This window comes from Salinisphaera sp. G21_0, from assembly GCF_017744115.1.
GTDB lineage: Bacteria > Pseudomonadota > Gammaproteobacteria > Pseudomonadales > Endozoicomonadaceae > Endozoicomonas.
This window is the reverse complement of sequence record NZ_JAGHQW010000006.1, coordinates 55,667-77,617: the sequence shown is the minus strand read 5'-3', so window position 1 is coordinate 77,617 and position 21,951 is coordinate 55,667. Positions and strand designations below refer to the sequence as shown.

The 21,951-nt window shown below is 45.8% G+C and carries 10 protein-coding genes; 6 read left to right on the top strand and 4 right to left on the bottom strand.

The features are described 5' to 3' along the window. The first annotated feature begins 368 nt into the window (after nt 1–368). Complete coding sequence (locus J7439_RS04575) at nt 369–1,499, top strand: hypothetical protein (protein WP_209200650.1); 1,131 nt, start codon at nt 369–371, stop codon at nt 1,497–1,499. Here the strand turns inward: J7439_RS04575 and asd are convergent. From asd to J7439_RS04560, 3 genes are all read right to left on the bottom strand, one after another. Then, nucleotides 1,492–2,364, bottom strand: a complete 873-nt coding sequence (gene asd / locus J7439_RS04570; RefSeq protein WP_209200649.1) for an archaetidylserine decarboxylase — start codon at nt 2,362–2,364, stop codon at nt 1,492–1,494. The two genes, J7439_RS04575 and asd, sit on opposite strands and share 8 nt — an antisense overlap. A 230-nt stretch (nt 2,365–2,594) precedes the next feature. Then, nucleotides 2,595–3,431 carry a sulfurtransferase gene (locus tag J7439_RS04565; protein WP_209200648.1) on the bottom strand — a complete coding sequence of 279 codons (837 nt, stop codon included), beginning with the start codon at nt 3,429–3,431 and terminating at the stop codon, nt 2,595–2,597. Nucleotides 3,432–3,662: 231 nt separating this feature from the next. Next, entirely contained in the window at nt 3,663–5,279 is a 1,617-nt protein-coding gene (locus J7439_RS04560; RefSeq protein ID WP_209200647.1) for a hypothetical protein, read from the bottom strand. Nucleotides 5,280–5,680: 401 nt separating this feature from the next. Here J7439_RS04560 and J7439_RS04555 point away from each other — a divergent pair, with 401 nt between their 5' ends. Beyond that, complete coding sequence (locus J7439_RS04555; RefSeq protein WP_209200646.1) at nt 5,681–6,436, top strand: hypothetical protein; 756 nt, start codon at nt 5,681–5,683, stop codon at nt 6,434–6,436. Between the two features lie 159 nt (nt 6,437–6,595). On the opposite strand, the gene J7439_RS04550 is transcribed toward J7439_RS04555, so the two are convergent. Continuing rightward, a complete protein-coding gene (locus tag J7439_RS04550) occupies nt 6,596–7,810 on the bottom strand; it encodes an ADP-ribosylglycohydrolase family protein (RefSeq protein WP_209200645.1) in 1,215 nt (404 codons plus the stop codon). A gap of 465 nt (nt 7,811–8,275) precedes the next feature. Between J7439_RS04550 and J7439_RS04545 the strand changes: the two genes are divergently transcribed. The 4 genes from J7439_RS04545 to J7439_RS04530 all read left to right on the top strand — a co-directional run bounded on the left by J7439_RS04545 (nt 8,276) and on the right by J7439_RS04530 (nt 21,835). Continuing rightward, entirely contained in the window at nt 8,276–13,357 is a 5,082-nt protein-coding gene (locus tag J7439_RS04545; RefSeq protein WP_209200644.1) for a SidE phosphodiesterase domain-containing protein, read from the top strand. A 143-nt stretch (nt 13,358–13,500) separates the two neighbouring features. Beyond that, nucleotides 13,501–14,289 carry a hypothetical protein gene (locus J7439_RS04540; RefSeq protein ID WP_209200643.1) on the top strand — a complete coding sequence of 263 codons (789 nt, stop codon included), beginning with the start codon at nt 13,501–13,503 and terminating at the stop codon, nt 14,287–14,289. Between the two features lie 650 nt (nt 14,290–14,939). Then, a complete protein-coding gene (locus J7439_RS04535; RefSeq protein WP_209200642.1) occupies nt 14,940–18,263 on the top strand; it encodes a hypothetical protein in 3,324 nt (1,107 codons plus the stop codon). Nucleotides 18,264–18,556: 293 nt separating this feature from the next. Continuing rightward, nucleotides 18,557–21,835: a hypothetical protein gene (locus J7439_RS04530; RefSeq protein ID WP_209200641.1), complete on the top strand. Its 3,279-nt coding sequence runs from the start codon at nt 18,557–18,559 to the stop codon at nt 21,833–21,835. The last annotated feature ends 116 nt before the right edge of the window (nt 21,836–21,951 follow it).

Sequence of the window (21,951 nt, the reverse complement as noted above, 5' to 3'; positions counted from 1 at the left end):
AAGCAGGCTAATTGATTGATACCTTGTCGGCAGGTTTGAGGTGGATAATAATTAGTTAAGTCTGAAAAGGCAATGAATGGAGCTGTTTTAAAGGTGTACGCTGGCAATGAATTAGAATTTGAAAATCATTCCAATTACCAGTTTTCATGAGGAAAGTAATGAACCTCCATACTACACTGTTTTTATTGTGCATTTGAAGCCATCTGTATTTAGCATTCCCTGATGTTTAATGGCGGTAAAATAGCAGAGGTGTTTCAATTACTTGTCAGTATAAGTCACCAATATTTTCATTTGGTTGCACTTTTTGGTCCAGAGCTGATTGGTCCAGAACTGACTAACAATCAAATAATTCATTTGGTGGAATTTTTGTGTATATTCGAGCAAACATACCCTCTCTGACAAAGAGTCATCAGGCCCCTGTTTCAGATAATAATTCTGTGGAGGAAAAAGGTTCAGAAAATATACCAAGCCCTTCATGCTTCTCAGGGAGAGACGTTAAAGTAACTGCTCAAAAAAGACTGGCAAATTCTACATGTGATCCCCTGCCACCCGGTAAAATCACTAAATTAACGACAGAAACTGAGGTTTTGCCGGGCAAAAATGAGCAGTTACACGTTAAACAACAAGCGGCTGTTTCTGTTCAATCCCCAATGTCATCTCCCGTTATGTCAGGGCAACCATCGGAAATCCCTGCCCGGAAAATGGCCAGCCCTCGCTCTTTATTGTTTTCACCAAAGGAGTTGGCCGATCAAATACGGATCAAGACCCATGAAGAGTTAAAGGCATGTAAAACCTTACCGGTATTTTATGTCAACCGTTCCTCTCAAGCGGTCCGTTTAACTGAGTCAGCAAAACAACGTATGTATGACGATGGTCTCTCTACTGACGACGTGAACAACGCTCTCCATCTCACCACTGGTAAATCTGCGCTCAATCAAATACCTCCACTGGGTTTTGACCGTTTTTATTACATCGCTAATCACAAGGTAATCGTTCATCTTATGAAATATGCCGAGGATAATATTTTTAAACCCACTGTATTTAAGCCCGGGATCGACGTGTTTGAATATTTCGATGAATATAAACAACAATGGTTACCTGCCAAGGCAGATAGGAGTGTTGAATATCCTGAACCGTTAATCGACCCAAGATACATTCAGATAGAGGAAATGGGAGGTTATGAACAAGATGATACTTTGGTTATAACGGATACCGAAAAGTATTTAGCCGATAAAGTGGCCGAGTGTTTAACCGGAACTCTTGGCGTTATTTGCCATACTCTGCTTAGTCCTATGCCTGACAGCGAAAAAGTTGCCTTCCTTAGCGATTTGATCAATCCGGAAACAACGACCCCTTCCCCGGAAGATGATTCGGTCGAATGTGGCGGGATGCAGAACAAACGTCTTTCAGCAACTGAGTTCCTTACACGGATTCGTTACGCTCCCGAATACCAGACTCTATGTGATAAAAATCTCCACTATAGAGAAGGCACTATTTGATGTCAGGAGCAATATTGACCCGGGCCAATGCCTCCCCCATCTTGATCGACAGGCCGGCTTGCCAGTTTTCCAGCCACTCAACCTGGTTTTTGCCAAAGAGCACAATCGCAGTGGAACCGAGTTTGAAGCGGCCCAGTTCCTCACCCCGGCTTAATTCAACCGTCTGGCTCGCCTCACCATAGGTGGTGGTAGCAACCTGCCCCCTTTGTGGTGTCACCAGACCGGCCCATACGGTCTCAATACTGGCAACATTGATTGCCCCAACCATGATGACTGCCATGGGACCATATTCTGTATCAAAAATACTGACCACCCGTTCGTTCCGGGCAAAGAGATTGGGGATATTCTCAACAGTCCCCTGGTTTACAGAGAAAAGGCGTCCGGGCACATGGACCATCTTATGCAGGGACCCGGCCGCTGGTATATGGACACGGTGGTAGTCTTTCGGGGAGAGGTAAATGGTGGCAAACTTTCCACCCATAAACTCCTGCCCAAGCTCCAGATCACCACCGAGCAGTTCGACCAGACTGTAGTCATGGCCTTTGGCCTGAAATATTCTGCCGTTCCTGATGTCCCCTATCTGACTGATGACACCATCGGCCGGGCTGACAATCATCTCCGGGTCTTCAGGTAAAGGACGGGCTCCATCCTTTAATGACCGGGTAAAGAAGTCGTTGAAGTGGAGGTACTCTTCAGCGCCTTCCCGTTTTGCTTCACTCATATTGACGTGGTAGTGATCAATAGCCCAGCGAATCAGGCCATTTTTGAACCATGGAATCTGGCATTCCACAAAATAGTACACAGCCCTGGAAATCAGGTGATGGGGTAGTACATACTGAACAGCAGCAAACAGTTTTTCTTTCACGGTGATGGAATATCCTGTAGTTAAAATAGGTATCTGATAAGAGCCTGTCGTCTATTTGTAAGGGATCATGCCAGGCTCTGAAAGTTGCTCAAATGAAACTGCTCAAATGAAACATTGTCTGGTCAGCATCAAGACAATGGTCCTCGAAAAACAGGAAAGTGGCAGCCATTGTAATTCATGGCATGACTGCCTGCACCTTCGGTGATTATATCGGTGCTTGCTGTGTTTGCTTATTGAGCAACGGGTGTATTAGGCAGGTTCCCCCATTCAGACCATGAGCCGTCGTAGGCTCTGACCGACTTGAATCCAAGCGCTTTGGCCACAAGGTAGGTAAACCCTGAACGGTGATGGGCCTGACAGTGGGTGATGATTTGTTGATCTCTTTTAATACCAAGGGCATCAAGCTCCGCCACCAGCCCTTCTTTAATTCGATAGTTCTTTTCCGGGTCCATGGCTCGAGTCCACTCAAAATTAATGGCTCCGGGAATATGGCCAGCTTTCTGTGCCATGACCTTTTCTCCGCAGTATTCTTCTGGAGAGCGTGCATCCCAGATAGTGAACTCCGGGCTCGCCAGTGTTTCAAGGATGAAGTCGCAGCTGGCAATAACACGGTCATCAATCGTCAGGGAAACGTCGGTGGAAGCTCTCACGTTGGCCCCGGACTCTCTTGGATGGCCTTCTTTCAACCAGGCATGGATTCCACCATTGAGATACGAATATTTCCGGTGACCAATAACATCCAGCGTCCAGATAAAGCGCCCTGCCCAGCCACCGCCTTCATCATCGTAAACAATAAAGTGCTCTTCGCCGGTAAAGCCCAGCTCACTGAACAACGATTCCAGTTGGCTGAGCGCTGGCAGTTTGCCACGGGCCGGTTGCGTTCCTGCAACCAGCTGATGGGGTTGCACATTGATGGCCCCGGGAACATGAGCCTGCTGATACAGCCGGGGATTACCAAGATCAATAATAATCAGGCACTCTTTTACTGACGCATGCTTTTCAGCAGTCAGTATGGATTCCAGAGCGTTGGGTTCAAGGATAAGTGGCAGCTTGTTATTGTCAGTCATATTAAGTCCAGGGCGTTAAATATCAGGGCCTGTTGTTTGTGGCTCTCTGCATTAGAGGTTCTTATGGTGGCCCGCATGTCAACCTGATAGATAGCTATGTCGGGCAATTCTGCCTGAACAGCACTATCCAGTACCAGTGTATTTTTTCCTGGCCCGGATATTTCATAAACTACCCCGAATCTCGCGCACGACCACATGGACCAGGGCGACGCAGGATGCTAAAGCCGAGGACTAGTGTTTATCCCGCATAAAATTGGGAAGTTTCTTTGCTTTCAGAAAACTGTCAATTTTATTTTTCTGTGACTGTTTTAATCCGTGGAAACGTTGCGGATTATCTGTCAGCAGTTTTTGCAGCAGGTCGACGTTGTCAGCATTAATGAGCTGTTTGCATTGTCTGGCAAATGTTATTGGCGAGCTGCTGTTGTCTGCCAATGCACTCAAACATTCCCCGGAATTTTTTTTGCCAGCCTCTGATGTCGTGGCTGTCGATGGCGCAGCAGGTTTGTTGCAGGAGAGGGGGGCGGTGGTCTTTTTGTCTTTTTTTTGCTTTCGCTGTGTTTTGGCTGGCGATGGTCTTTGTTTTGCTTTGGCCAGATCATCAGCGGCTTTTGAACTGGCAAGCGCCTTAATGGTTTGCTTCAGGCATTTTTTTTGCCGGGTAACACTGCCATCCAGTATGCCGATTGGGCCGCTGTCAAGCTGGACCTTGGCCAGGGCCTGCTGGAATGGGTGTTCTTTGGGGATAATTCGCTCCATGCTTTTGAAAATACTCATGGGGTGAATCTCTCCTTTAGCCGTTTTGACTTTCGGAACAATCAGTTTGTCGTTTTGTTGCTGCCAGTAGCCGAGCTGCTCGAATAACCGGATAATCACTGGCTCAGAGCCTTTAGGCGAAGGCCGTTGTTCCGGCTGATAGTATTCACACAGGGAAAAAAGCAGGGTGCTCACGAAGTTGCTGCTGGCCTCTACGCCCTTAAAAACAACACAATGGATAATAGCGAAAGTGTCACCACCATGGCTGAGAGGATAGGAGGCCTGTTTAAGAATCAGCGGGATGTTGTCCGGATAACTCACACCGATCCTGGTATATAAATCCCAGCTTTTCTGGTTCAGCTGCTCAAAGGTGAACGGATTCGGTTCTTCCGGACTCTGGCCATTCACCCGTACATCATCACTGCTTATCTGGGTAATACGTCGGCTTATTGCGTTCAGGTAACTTAGCCAGAAATGGTCCACCAGCTGATGATCCCTCTGGCTACTGTCATCAGGTGCGTTTTTCTGGTCAGCCGGTTTGGTGTGGTGCGTTGAAGACCACCCCGACGGCTGACAGCCCGGGGTGGATCTGGAAGGTTCTGATGCCAATCCCCTGAGTCGCTGAAGCAATATTTCCCTGAAGGCCTCGACCAGTTCGCCGGTTTGCTGGAAACTGAGGTCTTTAGGGAAGCGGTGGCTTAGCGCAAGCCATTGCTGGCAAATATCGTGCAGCTGTTCGGGAATCTGTTTTTTGACAACAGGCGAAGTTCCGGGCAAAGAGAGCCCAACACAGGAAGCAGCGTCTGGAGCTGCACCTGTCTCCTGAACAGCAACTGTCTCTTGAACAGCGATGACCTCAGGAACAGAAACTTGCTCAGGAGGAACTGTTTCAGGAACAGTAATTGATTCAGGAACAGCAACTGTGAGTCGCTCGGGGAGCCGCGTTGGCTCAACAGTGTTCGGGGGTTGACTCTCATCCGATACCACCAGGGGTTTGACCGAAGAGCCAATACTGAATCTTTCGTCATGTTCCACCGGCTCTCTTGCCGGAGACTTGAACCGGTAAGATCCACAGTCTGATATTAATGAGTTCATTGCAAATTGCCTGAAAAGCGAACCATCATGTTAGTTGTTATTAAAAGGTTGGATTCAATTTTATAAAATTTGACTGATTTTTATGCTTAGAGTTCAATTTTTGAAGACCAGCGTCCAAAGCGCAAACCAGTGGCGGTTCTTGATTCTTGAATTTGTTCAGAAAAATATCTGACTCTCGACTACTGTAACTGCGTTTATAAACAGCCATTGTACTAAAAATACAGCAGTAAAACTTTTCCACCAAGAAGCCAGAATTATCCATCATCATAAAACTTTCATTTGGATTAGTGGTCAGATCGATAGAGTGTAACCTTGTACCAGGGAATTATCATGAGCGTTGGAAACACTTTGAACATAACCACTTGTCATCAACTTAATTATTTAGAATAAGAGTAATTTTTATGACTTCACCCATATCAGCATCAACATACCCAAAAATGGCATGGCAAGAACAACAAGATCCTGAAAAAACCAAGGATGCCACGGAAAACACAGGTGTCAGAGCAAAGTTTAAGAATTTATCGGTTGAAGAAGTTGTGCCACAGGCTTCTAGCGAAATACCGACACCTGAATTACACCCATTCAAGTCACAGTACGAAAAAGATTGCATTGAAAAAAGCATGTGCATGCAATCAGTTACACCATCATCAGGTCCTCCTCCGCTTGAATTCAGGAATATGAGAAAAATTGAACGCCAGCACAATACCCTTATGCATCAGGACATGATGAAATACCAACTGTCACTCGATGGAACAGTGCAGAAAGAGAATTACTCGGAATGTGACAATACCGTGAAAGAGTTTACAGGTGTTTATGTTTTCAATGATATTGATTTGAATCATGGCCGCCAACTTCGTCCCCATAAAAATTTTGGTCCAAAAGATCCACATTCAATACATGCTGGTCAATTTGACGATGGCACATTTTTCCTCCTGGCGTTGAATCCGACCCAGTGTGAAAGGCTTTTTAAAGCCGATTCTCACAATAATGTCGGATACTGTGGTGAATCATATCTTGCCACGAGTGGCGGAGAAAACACTCATTCCCTCTATTGCGGAAAGACCTATAAAGAAGCATTAGTAACGTTTGAGTTGGCTTGTAGAGATACCATTGTAGCTAACAACATCAGGAAATCGCTGGGATTTGAGTCTGACTGAAAATGTAATCAGGCAATAGTGCAAAAAAGTGTTAATACCGCACAACCCGTTCATCCTGAAGCTTGTCGAAGGATGGTGCCACCGTAATTCGACAAGCTTCAGCACGGTATGGATAACAACGCTCAACCTCCCGGGGAGCAGTTGCCGCAGTAGGGCAGCCTATTCTCGGTCAGCCTCCTGGTGATTTTGACTGGCTACCTCCCTTGCCAGCTTTTCCAGCTCGTCACCATTGCGTAAATCCTTTAACAGCCGTTGCGGTATATTGCTGATGCCGTTTATGGCTCCGGCGATGGCTCCGGTCAATGCTGCCCTGGCCATATTATTGCCGCCGCCATTGCTGGCAGAGAGGGTAGCCATCTCAAAATCATTCGGGAACCGATACATCAGGTAGTAAGCAGCGGGCAGCAAGTGCATAACCTGACAGTCCATACCGAAGAGATGACTGACGTACTTCGGCTCTGGAATACTGACCAGATCCGGACGGCGGGCGATGCTGCCATTGACCGGGGTTATGAAGCGGTCGAAGCCACCAACAATAGGGGCAATGGCAGGATGGCGAGCCATCGGTCTCAGGTAATCTTCCAGCTCATCAACAGTGATGCCATTGATCAACGCCTGGATAACCAGGCCGTAGACGATATGGTTCCCCCTGACAAAGTCATCCCGGTAAAACACCCGCAGCAGCTGGTCCGCTTCACGGGCAAAAAGTTCAGGGTCGGAGATGGTGGCAGCAAGGGGAACGAGCAGCAATGCGCCGTCAGATGTATCATTGGTCGGGACGAACGAATGCATGTTGTCCCAGCCTATACCCCGGGCTCGATATTTCAGCAGGATTCTGTGAAGACTATCGGTGTAACGTCCTGAGAAGGGCTCCCCACTGAGTGTGGCGTATAAGGTATCCAGACGCTGGAAGAAGTCATCGTTCACAAGCTGTTTTTTTTCTTGCAGGCTCTCCAGCAACAACGTGTAAACCTGCCCTGTCTGGGAGATATCACCGGCGCGTAATCCCTGCTCGTAGCGAAACCGGCTGACGTTGGCGAACCGGTGATCGCCGTCGGGTTTGGGGTCAACGTAGTGGTTAACCCAGGTGCCGTGCTCCCTGTGAAGGGCGTCCATATCATAATACCACTGCGTCCCCAGCCCCAATGCATCACCAATCAGGACACCCATGATGGCACCAGCGGCCCGATTGATTCTGGCCAAATCCTCAGGATCTGCTGACGTGCTGATCGACTGGTTTTCAACAGCTTCAGCCATGTTGTTTTCTGGTGTCTGGGTTGCTGTGGCAACTGTAGCCAGGGGCAGAAGGATAAGTAACAGCCATCGTTTGATGAAAATATTTATGCTTCTGAAAGTCGTTATTTTTGCCAACATGAGTTACTCCCGTTACTGATACATGGTTGCAATAAATTCGTGTTTACGGCTTTGTTCGTACTTAGCTCAGAATGAAAAGTTTTAACATTAACTCCAGGCATTTAACCTAACCATCAAGTTAGTAGGCCTGACGGAACCAAACAGAGCATCTTGCAGGTGCTCGTCAAATTTGAGTATGGATTGCCCAATGCGGTTTTTGGACGGGAACTAATTATTGAGCGATTGGTCAAACCCAGTGTTTTATAAATTGTTATAAATTGCCGCGAATCTCGCTTACGACCACATGGATGTGGGAGCCAGGGTGACGCAGGATGCTAAAGCCGAGGACCTTGTCGCTCCCGGAGCGGCAAAGGACAAGCGAGATCAGAAGCACGTTTATGAGATATCCGGGCTAAAACTACAAAAATTTATTGCCGAGTAATTCAGAAACTTAAAATAGGACCGGGAACGATAAAGGTGGACTTAATGATTAATTCGGCCAGCGCCAGAAATATGAACGCCCCTGATAAACAAATCCGTGACAAAATTAATCTACCAGACGACAACGACAGACAATGCATGACGTTCACCAGAACGGTCCAGGTTAATGACAACATAATGCCCTCAGGTGACGTCCTTTCGAATAAGCCTGAAAATTTTATTTCCAGTGATCATTACACACCCGATCCCAAGATACCCAAGTTAGCGGTTAGCAACGCTCATCGGAAAATCAGCTTAACGGCTTATGAAAAGCCGACACCGACGACTGCTGAAAGCGCATCGGTCCGCCATAACACCAAAACGGAAACGTCCGGCTTACCAATAATCGACCTACCGTTTATCAAATCCATTGAGATTCCGGTAAAAACTGCCCTGCTTCAGGAATATCATCCATCCAGCTTTTTACCACCATCCCAGACCATTGCGCGTCCCATTCATGGCCTCCAGCACAGCTGCCGGACCGCAATCTGGGCGCTGGCGATACTGCAGCAACGCAAACAGCAGCAAGATCCCCGGGCCCTGAACTTTCCTGAGTACCTGGTACCGTTACTGGTCAAGGCCTGTCTGTTCCATGATTCGGGCCGTGAAGGAGATGGAAAAGACACCACTGAATGGGAAAAGGCCAGCAGTGACAATTTGCAAGAGCACCTGCGTAACTGTGGCATGGAGCAGTCCCTGGCCTGGCAGTGCGGTGAAGCAATTCGCCACAAGGATCGACCGGATGCCTGCAAGCACTTGCCCTGGGAGATACAGACACTGCGCAGTCTGCTACATGATGCCGATACGCTGGAGGTTATGCGGGTCAGATCTTACTTTTATATTGACAAGCTGGAGTGTTTTGCCGCCTGCCATGATGACCAAAGTCGTGAAGCGTGGCGCTTACTGGCCAGAGAGGTCTGCCAGGTGATTGCCGGTCAGGGCGACCTCTGGTCTACCATCGACTTGCAAGACAACGCCAAAACAGTCAGAAATTTTTTCAGCCAAACCGCTACCGGGTGTGTAAACACGAAAAAGCAGTGGGAACACCATCCTTCGCCATTGGAATATCAGTTATTTACTATAAGCACGCAATCCGATTTCATCAGCAAGCTGATCACTCCTTTTACCGGTCTCCCGGTGGCACCAGAACCCGCCTTTTCCCTGGCCAGGCTGAACCGGCAGAGTGAGAGCCTGGGAGGGAGCAAGATTGGGCAGCTGTATAATGATCCCGTTCAGCAACAGTGCTACTACATCAAAACAGCGGTCTCTGTGGAAAGCGCCTGCAATCAGGCACTGATGGCCAATCTCGCCCGACTGCTGGGCGTTAATGCCCCCGTCACCTTTGCCCATCAGGAACAGGGTTGCAGTTATGTGGTCAGCGAAGTTCCCGCTGACTGGCCAGGTAACCTGAAAAGTGGGAAAGCCCCCCTGCAATCCCTGCCTGCAAATCAGTGGGCCAGATTGCTACTGGTCAATACCATCGTTGGTAATGAAGCCATGGTCAACGAAGCCTGGGAGAACATTGAACTGACCCCACAAGGGGAGCCGGTGATGTTAAACTGGGAATTCGCCGGGATGGCCACGCGCTATCCCTGTCCGGATAAACCAGAACCCACCTCCAAAGAGGATGATTTTTCCTCCATGCCGGTGCTGCTGATAAAACTGCGGGATCCCCGGGCACCAGCAATGAACTCCCACGTTATCCACAACCCTTGCGTGGCTATTCTGTCACAATTGGACGATGAGCTGCTGGGGCAGACCCTGAAAACGATGCTGCGCGAAGTTGACTGGCAAGCTCTGGACCAACAGATCGAACACAGCGGTTTCCTGCCCGGTGACCGTAGCTGGTTACGGCAGACGATTCATGATCGAATCGCCTGGCTCACCACCCGATTTGCCAACAGCGTCGAGGCCGGTGAGCGGGTATCCATGGCAGAGTATCAGGCCATCGCGGCGGCGGGTATCCGCGGGGGCTGGCTGCAGGTTAAGGGCCAGGATATCCGCGGCGGACAGATCTGCCTTACCCAGCGACTGGATCAGGACGGCAAGCCGATAACCCGGATGTCTCTCCAGCTGGCCCGGAATGCCAGCAACCGACTGGCGTACAACCTCGCCCTGGAACAGGGATTGCACCATCTGAACACATGGATCAATTACCTTCAGTGCCACCACCAGAGCGACAGTTACCGGGACTGGCGCAGTGACCTGGCCAGCCTGGCCGATGAGTGTGACCAATTGGCGCAGCAGTTGATCCGGGATAAAGAGCGATGGAACCCATCTGATCACGCCGCCATCGACAAGGCCATAAAGAACCTGCAAGCCAATGTCGCCACATGCAGGGAGTCTTTAGAGGCAGACAGGCTGTCTATTGGCGAGAACTCCCTGAACTTAATCCAACTGCCTGAACCCGCCTTTCCCGCGCGGGTCTGTTCGCGGGCTGCTGAAAATATTGAAGCAAAAGTACAATTAGCTGAATTCAGTCACGGCTTTGCCAGGCAAACAGGCCAGAGCGCCAGTTATTTTAACAAGACTCAGCTTAATTATGCCGGCCTGCATGCCTCACCTGTCCGGGTGGCTGAACTGAAACCAGTCAGTCAGGAGGGGCACATTGAGTTTATACCCGAGTGGTTGCCTGAGGCCCGAGCCTTGCAAAATAGCCTGGCGCTGACCTTGCCCGGACACGATAAATCAGTGGTTGAAGCGCTGTTCAGTGAGTTGGCAGGGCTGGGCATTCATTGTCAGCGGCCGGATGCCAGCGACCTGGAGGAACGGTGGCTTGACGCCCTGGCCAACTATCATGGCTGCCTTGGTGATATGAACCGTGCCGTGGCAGCAGATACTAACGCGGATGCTTCGGTAATCGCCCGAAAAAAAGCGTTTCTTGAAGAGCTGCTTGGAGAGACGCTTAGATATGAGGAACAGCTTCGTTTTCGTGCAGGACGACTGGTATATTTCCGTCCAGGGCTGCCACATGACATTGCCGAAAACCCTGCCCGGTCATTCTGTCCCGGGCACAATGTCAGTTTTCTTGGCAACACCGACAGTAAAGAGACTGTCATGGCTAGCCTGGCAAATGATGGTACTCTGTGTTCCTTTGAGCGACGGATGGACATTGGCCTGGAGCCCGTTACCAAGGATATGAAGCGTCAGGCTAATGTTGACGCCCGTGATGTGTTTGCCCGTATCCAGCCTGTCGAGCATAAAATCGGGCATAGTCTTTATGGGGGGCAATTGTCCGCGCTGTTCAAATCTGAGACGCTCGGCCGTCTGGATCTCTGTGCGATTAAAGATCATTGTATTTATCACGATTTCCACCCCGGTTTGGAGACCTTTCGACGTAATATTAAAACCATTCTGCAGTCGCATGGTGACTATCAGGAAGTCATGAAAGCCCCATATCATGAGATCTTCTTTACCGACTCTTTGTCATTGTTTGATGAACTGAAAACGCTGCACGTCAGCTCTTCAGAAGACCGGCTAAATCTGTTGCATGCCCTCAAGCGACGCTACAGTCACTGGCCCGACGGACGCCCGCTGGAAGCGCTTTTTCAGTATTCCCGGTCAACCCGTTACTATGAGTTGATCTCTGTATACAGCCGGATTCCCGGAAACATCAAAATGCTCATCAAGGCCTTTGGCGAAGAAGGTTTTGAGTTGCTGCTTCAACAAAATCCGGGACTACTGGAAGGAAAATTGCAGTCGTTGGATGGTTTGAAAATAACGACTGATACACCAAGAAAGCTTATAGGCTTGGATTTCAGAGGCTGCTCAATGAATGATACCGAATTTGAAAGAACTAAATTCAAGCGATGCAAATTCACTATGGAGCATTTAAACAACGCAAGTCTTGAAAGTACTTTTTTTAAAGGCTGCTCTTTTGAAGGTGAATGTTTTTCATTATCAGTGTTAAAAAACGCAAAATTTGAACCTGAAAGAATAATTAATGATAAGAAAGTAACAGACAATATACCAAAGCTCTCCCAAGCTATATCGAAATCATGTATCAACAGTCAGGGTCAGTTCAATCTGGAACTATGGCTGGACGTGATGGAAAAAAATAATTACTTGCTGCGTCGCGTGGTGAAGAAAGATCTTTTTTGGACTCACATCATTGGCAGGTCACCTGCGGATGAAACAACCAAAAAAATCCTCGAAGAACAGATTGACAATATAATCAGAATGCATCCGGAAAGACTTCAATTTATTGTTGAAAGCTTCTTTAGAATAAAAATGAACAATGTTGAAAATATATCAAATTTTGTCAAAAATAACCCGAAATTCTATGAACGTAAAATTGTAAATGTCAGGGATTTTTACTTTGACTTCAAAACCTCCATCCTTAGAGAAGAAGGCGAAGAAAACCAAGAGTATAAAAAGCGTTGTGTCAGTAATAAATGGCATTTTCTGACCGATGTATTATGGTTAATTGACCCTTCAAAAGATGTGTGTAGCCATGCACCCAGAGAAGAGGTTCTGGCTTTAATTGTAAATATTATAGAATTTGTCATGTTTGCTCTTGAACACGAATACATAGAATTTGGCATCAACGCAAACGATGGGGGGAATCAGAAATCCGGAAAAAATTTCAGGATCACGGAAAACAATACAATGTCGTGTTTTGAATTAGATCATGAATATCAAAACATGATGGATAAATTTAAAGCTGAAATTTGTTATCAACATATTCTGGAAAAATGCAGAAATCACTTTACAAAAATATGGGAGAGTTGCTCAGATGAGACTCGATTAGAAATAGCTAAATGCTGCCTGAAGAACAGGATAATAGCTGTTAGCCATCTTACAACTGTGGAATTCATGAAACTATTGATCATTAATCAACAAGGAAAACATTGGCTGGATGACTTTACAGCGAATATGGACAAACATAAAAAGAATGAATACGAGTGCAATTTATCAATGAAGAAATGGTTATGGGGTATCAAGGATTATGACAGCACAAAAATAGATGAATCATTAAAGGCTTTTGAGCAATGGATAAAGGCAGAGGCACCCGATTTCACCAGAAGGCTGTCCGGGAACGATCTACCCTACTATGGATCTGAAAATTCGCTTTTGTTCAGTGAATAGTAACGCTATTCAACTCACATTTGGATTAGTGGTCAGAACTGACAAAGTTCCACCTTGCGCCGGGGAATTCTCACAAGCGTTGCAAACGCTTTGAACATTCCCCCTTGCCATCAACTTGATTATTTAGAATAAGAGTAATTTTTATGACTTCACCCATATCAGCATCAACTTACCCAAAAATGGCGTGGCAAGAACAACAAAAGCCTGAAACAACCAGGGATACCACGGAAAACACAAGTGCCACAGAAAACACAAGTGCCACAGCAAACACAAATGCCACAGCAACGTTTAATAATTTATCGGCTAAAGAAGTTGTTCCACAGGCTACCAAAATACCACAACCTGATTTTTACCGATTCAAGTCACTGTCGGAAAATGATTATTTTATGAAAAGCCACTGCATGCAATCAGTCACATCATCATCAGGCCCACCTCCGATTGAATTCAGGAATATGATAAAAATTGAACGTCCGGAAAATACCCTTATGTATCAGGACTTGTTGAAATACAACCTGGCACTCGATGGATTATTGAAGAAAGATAATTACTCAGAATGTGACAATACCGTGAAAGAGTTTACAGGTGTTTATATTTTCAATCCTATAGATTTGATTCATAGCCGCCGATTGTGCCCACATAAATATATTCAACCAAGCGATCCACATTCAATATATGCAGGTCAATTTGATGACGGCACGCTTTTCCTTCTGGCGTTGAATCCAATCCGGTGTAAACATTTTTTTGAATACGATTCTCACAATAATGTCGTGTACCGTGGTGAAATACTTCCCACCAAGAGTGGTGGGGAAAACACTCATTCCCTCTATTGCGGTAATACCTATAAAGAAGCATTAGAAACGTTTGAGCAGGCTTGTATAGGTACCATTGTGGCTGACAACATCAGGAAAGTGCTGGGATTTGAGTCTGACTAAAAAATGTAGTCAGGCTTTGTTAAGCCTTTTTATTAGGGTAGACATTAAGCATTTATCTATTAATTCCAGAAGCAAAAGCTTTGAACCACGAAGCACACGAAGAGCACAAAGGAAAAGCAAAGCTCTTCTTTGTGCTCTTCGTGTGCTTCGTGGTTCCAATTCAAGACCCGCAACACGTACAAACCAACCCGCCTGCACTCGTTCTCAGAAGCTAAAGAAAGACTGTACAATAGTATTGGTATTGAAACTTTGATGCCAAAAAACAAAGATCTGATTCCCCAACCCTCAACAGATCATCTTTGACCAACCGAGCAGGTTTTACAAAAGTATCTGATTAAAGTTGATAAATTACGTCAAAAAAGAGTAATTTTAATAAGATTAATTTTATGCACTAAAGTCCCAAAATTAGCAGACCCGTTGTCACGTAAAAACAAATATCAGTTCTTGAATGTGTTCAAAATGAAAGACTTGCCTCCAACTCCTTGAGGGTAATTAATTCCATGGAACCAAATTGGATTAATTATGTCTGATTAATAAAACATATCCAATTATTACATAACGTTCTTTTAATAATAATTATGAACAATACCGAAAACACATTTACTTGTCCCCGGCCTGCCCCTGAGGCATACACCACTGGCTCAGAAGAATTGGCGGACACATCAACAACTGCCAGGGCTTCTGCAATCAAACCAGAACTTCATTCCCCGGGGAGTGATATCATCAATGACCCGGAAAACTCTCAGCCCAGTGATTTATCACTGAGTGAAAGAAAGACGGAGACCAGTCCTGTCGATAAAACGTATCATGCACCTGAACTGACCTCAGCTGCCGGGCAGAGCCAGCCGGAACAGTCATCAGCCTTCTGTCCTGTCTCTGACGTGTTCATGAAGCCTCTGACTGATGATGATGACACCATTATGGGCACTCTTCCCTATTTCGACATGACACTGCCCAATCCCCTGGAAATTACCACCGGGGATATCCAAAACTTCAAGGACGAATTATCCATCTTTAAAATGGAACTTGATCAGGAATTTCTCAATGGAAAGTTTCTGGACACAGACAGTTACCAGTTCCATAGCTTAATCTGCAATAGACTGGCTTCGCTCAAGCATCTTGCTGATAAATATCAAGCATTCAAAGACAGTTCTTACAAACTTGTTGAATGGTATAACAAAACAGAAATGGCTTACAAAAGTCTCTATGGCATATTGTCCAGACAGCTGTTTTTGAGTGATGATATGTGTAAGGAAATACTGAGGCTGGGCGAGCTCTATCGTGATCTCAACAAAATGTTATGTCGATGGCCCTCTGGGGTTGAATACCCGCACCAGCAATCAATCAGCTTTCTCAGTGAATCTCTTGTTTGCCATTTGTCATATATCTGTTGTCTTGTGGAGGGCCTGATAAGATACGCTGATTTCAAGAAATATATCGCCGTGCGGGCACCAGAAAAACCACTTAACTTCCACGAAGTTTCGCGTGCGCCCCTCCGGGAACACCCTGACATAAAGCCACACGGAACTGGCACCCTGAATGAAGGGATCAGCAATATGCTCACTGCCATTACCACAGGAACATGGGAAAACCTGAACAGGGAAGCTCCTCACGATATCCTGAAAACCACCTCTAAATACCTTTTCAGTTCAATTGATCGATACAGGAAAGAAGGGTGTGATCAAAAAAAATTCCAACCAGTCTGCATTAATCAAAAGACGATTGGGCAACATCTATTTTGTGCAGAGTTATTCCATGCTGCTTTAATGGCAGGACGATGGGACGAAGCCGATAAGGCTTTTGAAGCAACCACTCGAATAGTTTTCCATGGCAAGTATTCACTGGAGCCGGTTATTCAGGCCCTTAAACATAATAACAATACACCAGGAATCAACATTGAGAAGTGGCATAATGACTTTAATGAATACACACAATCCCGCCCCTACCCCATTTACATGTATTTTACCCTTGGACTTGAAGCTGCTTCTACTTACCTGAGTACCCTTCTTGCTCACAAGGAGAGTGATTCTGAGAAACAATCACCGTTAATAAAAGTAATGAAGACGGAAGAGCTGATACAAATACTGAATGTTCTGGATACATGGGCAGACCAGTTGCAGAAGCTTGGATTTTTGGCCAGTGAAGCAAGGGAAACCTTTAAATACCGCCGCCGTTTATCTCTCGCCTGGCTGAGAGTTCTGACTCTGACCAACAATCACGAGATGGCCATCAAGAAGAGCTTTCATGAGGCCCAAAAAGTCATCATGCCACATACCGCCTCGGATGGGATAACCAATGACAATCCGCAACAGCTTCCTGAATACCTGGAATCCCGGCTGACACAAATACTTCTCCAGAATAATGATATTTTAAAGCTTATTAATAAAGCGTGGGGTGCATTCAATCCAAACATTAACATCTCAGCACTGGACAGAGAATCCTGTCTACGCCTGATTAAAATTTTTGTAGACGATGTACCAACACCGCACACCGAATTATTGCTAACGTTCTTCCGCTGCTGTTATCACTGTGCAATGATCGTTGAGCATATTTGTGAATGCGCTTCAATATTCAGTGATCTGGAGACCTGCCTTACCTGCATTCATACAAGTAAAGCTTCACACTCACTTAAGATGGCCAAAGAGAAATGGAAAGATGAAATCAGAGCAAATGCTTCCGGGATTAAAGAGAAAATTGATCAATTTGACAAGTTCAACCAAAATTTCAAAACCTTTTTCAACCATGCTTTCAGCCACTTAAAAGAAATCAGAGAACACAGCAATAATGGGGAAGACAAATGCCTGAAAATTGTGCTTTCAGAGTCAATTCAGACTACTTTATACCACAGTTTGTTACAACTTCAGCATTTGAACTCTGCCCTGATTAACGTTAGCAGTAAACGGATCGACATTCTCAGGAATGAGTTTCCAACTATTGCCAACCTTGAACAGGCTACTGCTGGTTTTGGGAAAAGATTGAACAAAAATATTGCTTTCATAGCAAGGTGCTTAAAAGAACTGAATGACTCTAAAGAGCTATCATTAGCCAACACCACTGGCAGGCATAAACCGAATTCAGGCCAGATTAAAAAAGGTCAACGCAACAATCAAGTCATCAATCACAGTGATACTCTGGCAGGTTTTGCCAAAGCAATAACTATCTGGCCAGATACTCAGGAGACTCTCAGTAAAAGAGCTGAATTTCAAGAGCAAATAGCCAGCGAAGTGCAGACGTTGCAACATCAAGGTTTGCCAGTGGTCTATCTGGGGAGCCGTGCTTATCAGACGCAGATTCAGTCACTTTGGGGGAATAATGCATTTGAGCTGGCAACCGGCAGCCATCTGTTACCAGCCGAAATATCTGATACAGTTATTACACGCTCAGTCACGCCAAGAGATACCGATCTTTTGGTACTTGACCAGGAGAAATTCAGTGAAATCAAAACGCAACTCTGTATCCGTCTCAAGAAAGCCGCCGGCATAGACGACAACATGCCGGGGAAATATCAACTGATTACTCCCAACGATGACAACAAGTTTTACTACGGCAAAAACTGTTGCTGCTGCAACCTCATTGTTTCTTTAAGTGGAAGTTATTTCAGGAAAGACTGGGCTTATGTGGTTGACTTGATCTCCCCGATGGACTCAGGCCCGTCACCACTGCTGACTTACGACTCCCCCGTGCTGCCTTCTGGTGACTCGACCCAAGCAAGGCCACTTACCAGCATTATGATGGATGAACTCAACCTGGCAATCAATCAGGCTGTTAGCGTTAGCCCGGCCCGTTCACTGATGGCAATGACGCGCATTAATGTCCTGGCAGTCCTTGAATATCTAGAGCCAAAGCTAGATCCCGTATCACGCATTGTGCTTATGCATGTTCTGGAGCGTCTTCAGAACAGTTACCCCGATCCAGCCCAGGAAAAACTGGCCAGCACTCTGCGTTCCAGGGCATTTAATATATCAGTCCTTTGACAACAGGTTTCAGGAAAAAATCAATATAGATAGGACCGGTGCAATCAACTCCTTGAGCATAATTAATTATGTGGAACCAAATCAGAGTAATTATGTCTGAATAATAAAGATATCCAGTTGTTACATGCCGTTCTTTAAAAATAATTATGCAAAATATCGAAAACACATGTACTCCGTTTGCTTTTCCCCGTCCTGCCCCTGACGAATACACCACTGAGCGCCGCTCAGAAGGATTGGTAAACACAGACCCAACGACAGCCGGAGCTTCTGTAATCAAACCAGAACTTCATTTCGTGAGTAGTGATAAAACCAATGGCCCGGAATACTCCCAGCCCAGTGATTTTTCACTGACCAAAAGGCAAACTGCGACCATTAAAGTAGATGAAACGTACCATACACCTGAATTGACCTCGGCTTCTGACCAGAGCCTTCCGGAACCCTCATCAGCCTCCTGCCCTGTTTCCGACGTGTTCATGAAGCCTCTGCCTGATGATAACAGCGTTGAGCGTACTCTTCCCGATTTCTGCATACCGTCGTCCCCTCAGAGAATTACGATAGGGAGTGTCCGAAACTTCAAGGAGGTATTATCCAACCATAGTGCGGAACTTGAGCAAGAATTCCTCAATAGAAAGTTTCTTGATACCGATCATCACCAGTTCCATAGCTTAATCTACAATAGACTGGTTTCGCTCAGGTGTCTCGCCGATAAATATCTGGTATTCAGAGACAATGCATACCAACTTGTTGATTGGTATAACAAAAAAAAGTTCCCTTTCAAAAGTCAATATATCGAATTCTCCGAACAGCTGTTTTTGAGCGATGACATGTGTGAAGTAACGCTGCGGCTGGCCATGCAGTATCGTGTTCTCATCAAAATGCTATGCCAATGGTATCCCGGGGATGACTCCCCGGACCAGCAAGCAATCAGCTTTCTGAGTGAATATATTGCCTGCCATTTATCCTTTGTTCGTTGTGTTGTGGAGAAATTGATAAGAGGCGCTGACATCAGAGACAATATTGCCCTTCGGGCACCAGTAAAACCGCAAATCAGGAATTACCACTCAATTTTGCATGTGCCACCCCGGAAACGCCCTGGCTTTAATCCGAAAGAGTCTGACATGCTAAAAGAAGGGATCAGCGATATGCTCACTGCCATTGCTACAGGAGCATGGGAAGACTTTAAGAGTAAAGAGCCTATCCTGCATATCGTCTCTGATTATCTTTTCCAATCAATTGATCGATACAGGCAAGAATCTGGTGATCACGAATTTCAACCAGTCTGCGTGACCAATCAGACGATTGGGCAGCATCTATTCTGTGCAGATTTAATACATGCCGCTTCAATAGCAGGGCGATGGGATGAAACCAAAAAGGCTTGTGAAGCAACCACTCGAATAGTTTTCCACAACCAGTATTCACTGGAGCCGGTTATTCAAGCACTTAAACATAACAATACGGCAGGAATTAACATCGAAAGCTGGCATAGTGAACTTAATGAGCATAGACAATCCAGATATTACCCCCTTAGCTATTATTTCATCAAAGGGCTTGTAGCTGCTTCTATTTACTTGAGTAACCTTATTGATCACAAGGAGGATGAAACTGAAAACCAGTCACTCTTAATACCGGTAGAGAAAACCGAGTATTTGCAAAAAACACTGGATGTTCTGAACCGATGGGGAGACCAGTTGCATGAGCTTGACTTATTGCCCGATGAGGCAATGAAAGACTGCACATTCTACCGTCGTTTACCTCTGGTCAGGAAAAGAATACAGACTCTGACCAACAATCACGAGATGACCATCAGGAATAGCTTTGATGAGGCCAAAAAAATCATCGTGCAATATACTGCCGGGGATGGAATAACAAATGACAATCCGCAACCGCTTTCTGAGTGCCTGAAACCCTTCCTGGCACGCCCCCTGATCCAGAATCATGATATTTTAAAGCTCATTAATAAAGAGTGCGATGCATACAATCCAGGCATCAACATCTCAGAACTGGACAGAACATCCTGTGAATGGCTAACCAATATTTTTGCAAACCATGCACCATCACCGCACACTGAGTTATTGCTGACGTTCTCTCAGTGCAGTTATTACTGCGTAGTGCTCATTGAGCAAATTTGTGAATGCGCTTCAATATTCAGTGATCTGGAAGCCTGCCTTACCAGCATTTATACCAGTGATTCATCACACGCACCAAAGATGAGAAAAGAGAAATGGAATGAAAAAATCAAAGCAAATGCTTCCGGGATTAAAGAGAAAACTGATCAATTTCACAGGTTCAACCAAAACATCAAATCCAGTTTCAAAGATGCTTTCAGTCACTTAAACAAAATCAGGGAACACGTCATTAATGAACAAGACAAGTGCCTGAAAATTGTTATGTTCGAGTCAATTCACGCTACTTTATACCACAGTTTGCAACAAATTAAGCATTTGAATGATGCCCTGGTTACCGTTATCAGTAAACGGGTCGACATTCTCAATAATGAGTTTCCAACTATTGCCAAGCTTGAACAGGCTTCAGCTTGTAACAGGAAAAGATTGAAAAAAAATATTGCTTTCATAGCAGGCTGCTTAAAAGACCTGAATATCTCTAAAGAGCTATCATTAGCCAAAACCACTATCAGTCATAAACCGAATCCAGTCCCGACTAATAATGGCCGCTCTAAGAAACAAACCAGCAAAAACCGTAATACTCTGGCAAATTTTGTCACAAACAATAACAAATCTGTCAGGTTAGATACTCCGAAGACCCTCACGGCAAGAGATTATTTTCATGAGCAAATAGCCAAGGGGGTACAGGCGTTGAATCATGACGGGAAGCCTGTGGCATATTTGGGAAGCCGTGCTTACCAGGTACAGGTTCAGTCACTCTGGGGGAGCGAGGCATTTAAGCAGGCAACCAGCAGCGACCTGTTACCAGCCGAAATATTACCGGGTGTTATTCAACGCTCAGTCACGCCAAGGGATACCGATCTTTTGGTGCTTAACAGAGAGGATTTCAGTAGCATTAAAGATCAACTCTATGACTGGCTGAAGGAAGCTGCCAAGGAGGAGGGCGGCTTCTTGCCGGATGAGTATGAACCGGTTAAAACCAACGACTTCAATGAGGTTTACTACGGCATAAACTGTTGCTTCTGCAACCTCATTCTTCGTTTAAAAGGAACGTATACAAGGAAAGACTGGATTTATGTGGTTGACTTGATCACCCCGATGGAATCTGGCCCGTCAACACTGCTAAATTACGATTCCCCTGTGCTGGCTTCAGGTGACTCGACCCACGCCAGGTCACTTACCAGCATTATGATCGATGAACTCAACCTGGCAATCGGTCAGGCTGTTGGTCCTGCCCGCGCACTGATGGCAATGACGCGCATTAATGTCCTGGCAGTCCTTGAATATTTAGAGCCAAAGCTCGACTCCGTACCACGCATTGTCCTTATGCATGTTCTGGAGCGTCTTCAGAACAGTTACCCCGATCCAGCCCAGGGCAAACTGGCCAGCAATCTGCGCTCCAGGGCATTTAATATGGTTGCTCATGAAGGATCTAATGACACCAATTAAAAAACAGTGTCGTATATTGTCTGCCCCGCATTGCAAGGACAGTTTTTCATCATGACTAAAACGTCATGAGCTATTGCGATTAGCTGCCCGATCAGGAACTTTCATGACGTTTATCT